Source organism: Microbacterium sp. Bi128, assembly GCF_918698205.1.
Genome location: NZ_CAKKMM010000310.1, coordinates 1 through 4,910 on the forward strand (window position 1 = coordinate 1; position 4,910 = coordinate 4,910).

At 67.8% G+C, this 4,910-nt stretch carries 6 protein-coding genes; all 6 read right to left on the minus strand.

What is annotated here, in order from left to right; all coding sequences use genetic code 11:
- The coding region (gene recA / locus LQV45_RS17775) for a recombinase RecA (RefSeq protein WP_230008158.1) at window positions 1–984 on the minus strand (984 nt) is incomplete at its 3' end.
- A 359-nt stretch (window positions 985–1,343) separates the two neighbouring features.
- Window positions 1,344–1,568: a DUF3046 domain-containing protein gene (locus LQV45_RS17780; RefSeq protein WP_138174362.1), complete on the minus strand. Its 225-nt coding sequence runs from the start codon at window positions 1,566–1,568 to the stop codon at window positions 1,344–1,346.
- Window positions 1,569–1,577: 9 nt separating this feature from the next.
- Window positions 1,578–1,886 carry a helix-turn-helix domain-containing protein gene (locus tag LQV45_RS17785; RefSeq protein ID WP_138174360.1) on the minus strand — a complete coding sequence of 103 codons (309 nt, stop codon included), beginning with the start codon at window positions 1,884–1,886 and terminating at the stop codon, window positions 1,578–1,580.
- Window positions 1,887–2,054: 168 nt separating this feature from the next.
- On the minus strand, window positions 2,055–2,582 hold the full coding sequence (locus LQV45_RS17790; protein WP_230008159.1) for a CinA family protein: 528 nt from the start codon (window positions 2,580–2,582) through the stop codon (window positions 2,055–2,057).
- Window positions 2,579–3,166 carry a CDP-diacylglycerol--glycerol-3-phosphate 3-phosphatidyltransferase gene (gene pgsA, locus LQV45_RS17795; RefSeq protein WP_230008160.1) on the minus strand — a complete coding sequence of 196 codons (588 nt, stop codon included), beginning with the start codon at window positions 3,164–3,166 and terminating at the stop codon, window positions 2,579–2,581. The genes LQV45_RS17790 and pgsA overlap by 4 nt, the downstream gene beginning before the upstream one ends.
- Window positions 3,166–4,910, minus strand: a 1,745-nt coding sequence (locus tag LQV45_RS17800; protein ID WP_230008161.1) for a DNA translocase FtsK, incomplete at its 5' end; no start/stop codon positions are given. The genes pgsA and LQV45_RS17800, both read right to left, overlap by 1 nt.

Consider the following 4,910-nt stretch of genomic DNA (forward strand, 5'->3'; position numbering starts at 1 on the left):
GAGCTTGGTCTTGATCTTCGACTCGATCTCAGCCGCGACGTCGGGGTTCTTGATGAGGAATCCGCGGGCGTTCTCTTTGCCCTGGCCCAGCTGCTCGCCGTCGTAGGTGTACCAGGCACCGGACTTCTTCACGATGCCGTGCTCGACACCGAAGTCGATGAGGCTTCCCTCGCGGGAAATGCCCACGCCGTAGATGATGTCAAACTCGGCCTGCTTGAAGGGCGGCGCCATCTTGTTCTTGACGACCTTCACGCGAGTGCGGTTACCGACCGCCTCAGTGCCGTCCTTCAGGGTCTCGATTCGACGGATGTCGAGACGGACCGAAGCGTAGAACTTCAACGCCTTTCCACCGGCGGTGGTCTCGGGGGACCCGAAGAACACACCGATCTTCTCGCGCAGCTGGTTGATGAAGATCGCCGTCGTCTTGGTGGTGTTCAGCCCACCCGTGAGCTTGCGGAGCGCCTGCGACATCAGACGGGCCTGGAGACCCACGTGGGAGTCACCCATCTCGCCCTTGATCTCGGCCTCGGGAACGAGGGCGGCGACGGAGTCGATGACGACGAGGTCGATGGCGCCGGAACGGATCAGCATGTCGGCGATCTCGAGCGCCTGCTCACCGGTGTCGGGCTGCGACACGAGAAGCGCATCGATGTCGACGCCGAGCTTCTTGGCGTACTCGGGGTCGAGCGCGTGCTCGGCATCGATGAAGGCGGCGATACCCCCGGCGCGCTGCGCGTTGGCGATCGCGTGCAGGGTGAGCGTCGTCTTACCCGACGACTCCGGACCGTAGATCTCGATGATGCGGCCGCGGGGAAGCCCGCCGATCCCCAGAGCGGCGTCGAGGGCGATGGAACCCGTCGGGATGGTCTCGATCGGGGCGCGCTCGTCGCTGCCCAGGCGCATGACCGAGCCCTTTCCGAACTGACGGTCGATCTGGGCGAGGGCCGACTCGAGGGCCTTTTCGCGTTCTGCGGGTGAGGGCATGACGTCTTCTTTCTGCTCGCGTTCCGTCGCCTATAGGCTGTCGCGCTCTCCACCGACGATGGAGATTCCCGACAAGGCGTTGAGAGTGTCGTTCGACTTCGCCCACGTTAGGGAGGGCCTCCGACATCGGCGGAGGAAACCCGACCTTCTGGGGACGAACCCGCTCGAAACTCCGATGTGCAGGAGCCTACGCCGATATCGAACGAAGATTCGATGACACGCCGGTTCCGGCGAGTCGACTACCGAACTCGTCCCGTGCCCCGGGCGTCCACCCTGCGCCCGTCATCCGCGCGGGCGACGATGCCGACCGACCGCGAACGCACGACATCCTCGGGCGGGCCGCGACCTGCCCGAGGGGGTCAGCGTTGCCGCGGGTCCAGACGTCCGACGCCGTAGCGGCGGTCCCGCGGAACGTCGGTCTCTTCGCAGAGCGCGAGCCACACCTCACGCGGATCGACGCCCGCGGCGAGGGCGTCGGCACTCGTGCGCCCACCCACGGCGGACAGCACGAGATCGGTCATCAAAGAACCGCCCCGAGGCCCGAACTCGTCGGCGACGGCACGATCGAACTCACTTCGACGCATGCAGAGACGTCAGTGCAGGGAGAGCTCGGGCTCGACCGCCGCGACCAGATCGTCGGGGACGACATCGGGGAAGGTCTGCAAACCCTCGAGGACCGACAGTCGGTCGCCGACCTCGCGCATGATCGTCGAGATGGGGACATCGAGGGCCTCGGCGACGGACGCGAGGATCTCGCTCGACGCCTCCTTCTGACCGCGTTCGACCTCGCTGAGGTACCCCAGCGCGACGCTCGCGCGGCTGGCGACCTGACGAAGGGTGCGGCCCTTCTGCTGGCGGAGCTCACGCAGGACTTCGCCGATCTCTTGACGGACCAGGATCATGTGAACCCCTCCTCACTGCAGATTCCCCCGCTGTCCGGGTGGACAACGGTACAACACCGTTCCAGGTCACCCTAATGCCGCGCGCTGGGCACTGGATGGGAATCGCTCTCAAACAACCGGCGTGTGACGCCGTTTGTTCCCTCCGCCGGGCGTGTCGAGAACGGACGGTCAGAGGGCGGCGAGAGCACGGCGGATGGCGATGTGGGTCGCCTCACGCCGGATGCGATCCCGGTCACCCGAGATCACCAGGGAATCCACGCGCGTCCCGAGTGGAGTGGAGACGGCGATGTGCACGGTGCCGACCGGCTGACCGTCCTGCTCGTCCGGGCCGGCGACCCCCGTCGTGGCGATTCCGACGTCGGCCGGTGTCCCGTCACGTCCCAGGACATCGCGAACGCCCCGCGCCATTTGCCGGGCGACGCGCGGGTGGACGGCCCCGTGCGCCTCGAGCAGGGCGGGATCGACGCCGAGGACGCTGTTCTTGACGTCGGTGGCGTAGGCCACCACGCCGCCCCGGACCACACGCGAGGCTCCCGGAACGTCGACGAGAGAGGACACGATCATGCCGCCGGTGAGCGACTCCGCGACGGCGATCGTCCACCCCAGCTCGGCGAGCCGGTCGAGGAGCACCGCGGCGCTCTCACGCGGATCACGGACGAGCGTCTCGTCGAGATCGTCGGGGACGCCGTCGATCATCGGGCGCTCCGCTTCGCGCGGGCTCCTCGGACCTCCGAGATGACGTAGTCGATCCCCGAGGCGATGGTGAGGACCACGGCGATCGTCATGGTCACCACCCCGGCCCACCACACCGTCGACTGCCACACCGCGGCCTCGGAGAGCGAGGCCAACGGCAGCAGGGCGATCGACAGCGCCACGGCCTGCGCCACCGTCTTCAGCTTGCCCATCCAGGCGGCCGCCAGGACGTGGTCGCTCACGACCAGGAACCGGTAGATCGTGATGCCGATCTCGCGGACCAGCACGAGGATCGTCACCCACCAGTCCAGCTCGCCGAGGATCGACAACCCCACGAAGGCCACTCCTGTGAGCGCCTTGTCGGCGATCGGGTCGAGGAGCTTGCCGAGGTCGCTGACGATCTCGTAGCGACGGGCGATGTACCCGTCGATGCCATCGGTCGCGATCGCGACGATGAAGACGACGGCCGCGGCCCACCTCAGCCCTCCCCCGGCTCCCCCGTCGGCGAGGAGCATCCACAGGAAGACCGGGGCGCACAGGATGCGGGCGATCGTGATCGCGTTGGGCAACTGCGGATGCACTCTCATCAGTCACGTCCCGTCAGTTGCCAGGCGTCTTCCGAGCCTTCGTCGTCCTCGGCCACCGGGATGCCGTCGTACTGGGACTCCACGGCATCGGGGCCGTAGCGGTCGTCGTCGGCCGCCACGGGCGGTTCCTCGCCGCGCAGGCGCGCCAGGACACTCGGCAGCTGTTCGTTCGTCACGAGGACGTCGCGGGCTTTCGAGCCCTCGGACGGGCCGACGATCTCTCGCGATTCGAGGAGGTCCATGAGGCGCCCCGCCTTGGCGAAGCCGACCCGGAGCTTGCGCTGCAGCATCGAGGTCGATCCGAACTGCGTCGAGACGACGAGCTCGGCTGCCGCCAGCAGCAGTTCGAGGTCGTCACCGATGTCGGCGTCGATCTCTTTCTTCTCGGCCGCGGCCTGGACGTCGGAACGGTACTCCGGACGAGCCTGCTGCGTGACGTGGGCGACGACGCGCTCGATCTCCTGCTCGCTGACCCACGCGCCCTGCACACGCAGGGCCTTGGAGGCACCCATCGGCAGGAACAGACCGTCGCCCTGACCGATGAGGCGATCGGCGCCGGGCTGGTCGAGGATGACCCGCGAGTCGGTGACGCTCGTGACGGCGAACGCGAGGCGGGACGGCACGTTGGCCTTGATGAGACCCGTGACGACGTCGACCGAGGGGCGCTGCGTCGCGAGCACGAGGTGGATGCCGCTCGCGCGGGCCAGCTGCGTGATGCGGACGATCGAGTCCTCGACGTCGCGCGGCGCGACCATCATGAGGTCGGCGAGCTCGTCGACGACCACCAGCAGGTAGGGGTACGGCTTGAGGACGCGCTCGCTGCCCGCCGGGAGCTGGATCTCGCCCGCCACGACGGCCTTGTTGAAGTCGTCGATGTGACGGAAGCCGAACGACGCCAGGTCGTCGTACCGCATGTCCATCTCTTTCACGACCCACTGGAGTGCCTCGGCGGCCTTCTTCGGGTTCGTGATGATGGGCGTGATGAGGTGAGGAACACCGGCGTAGGAGGTCAGCTCGACGCGCTTGGGGTCGATGAGCACCATCCGCACCTCGGACGGCTTCGCGCGCATCAGGAGGCTCGTGATCATCGAGTTCACGAAGCTCGACTTACCCGAGCCGGTGGAACCGGCCACGAGGAGGTGCGGCATCTTGGCGAGGTTGGCGACGACGAAGCCACCGCCCACGTCTTTTCCGACGCCGATCGTCATCGGATGAGTGGAGGCGGTCGACGCGTCCGAGCGGAGGATGTCGCCGAGCGTCACGATCTCGCGATCGGCGTTCGGGATCTCGACGCCGATGGCGCTCTTGCCCGGAATGGGCGCGAGGATGCGCACTTCGTTGGAGGCGACCGCGTACGCGATGTTGTTGGTGAGCGCGGTGATGCGCTCGACCTTGACACCGGGACCGACCTCGATCTCGTACTGGGTCACCGTCGGGCCGCGCGAGAACCCGGTGACGCGAGCGTCGACCTTGAACTGCTCCATGACGCTCTCGATCGCGCGCACGACGGCGTCGTTGGCGGCCGACCGCTCCTTCGGCGGCGTGCCGGCGGCGAGGGCGCTCACCGCGGGGAGCCGGTAGTTCGCCGACGGGGGCAGCCCCGCGTTGTCTCCGCCGAGTCCCGAGATCCCCGGGAGGTCGTCGGTGTCGGTGTCGGCGGTCGGCGAGTCGTCCTGCAGCCCGCGTCCGGTGGGGATCCCCGCCAGTGCCGACGGATCGATCACCTCGGTGAGCGCGTCGGGGG

Bases quoted from the DNA above. Each gene is read 5' to 3' on its own strand.
- LQV45_RS17780 (WP_138174362.1), bottom strand. From the start codon at position 1,568: ATGCGTCGAAGTGAGTTCGATCGTGCCGTCGCCGACGAGTTCGGGCCT.
- LQV45_RS17785 (WP_138174360.1), bottom strand. From the start codon at position 1,886: ATGATCCTGGTCCGTCAAGAGATCGGCGAAGTCCTGCGTGAGCTCCGC.
- LQV45_RS17790 (WP_230008159.1), bottom strand. From the start codon at position 2,582: ATGATCGACGGCGTCCCCGACGATCTCGACGAGACGCTCGTCCGTGAT.
- pgsA (WP_230008160.1), bottom strand. From the start codon at position 3,166: ATGAGAGTGCATCCGCAGTTGCCCAACGCGATCACGATCGCCCGCATC.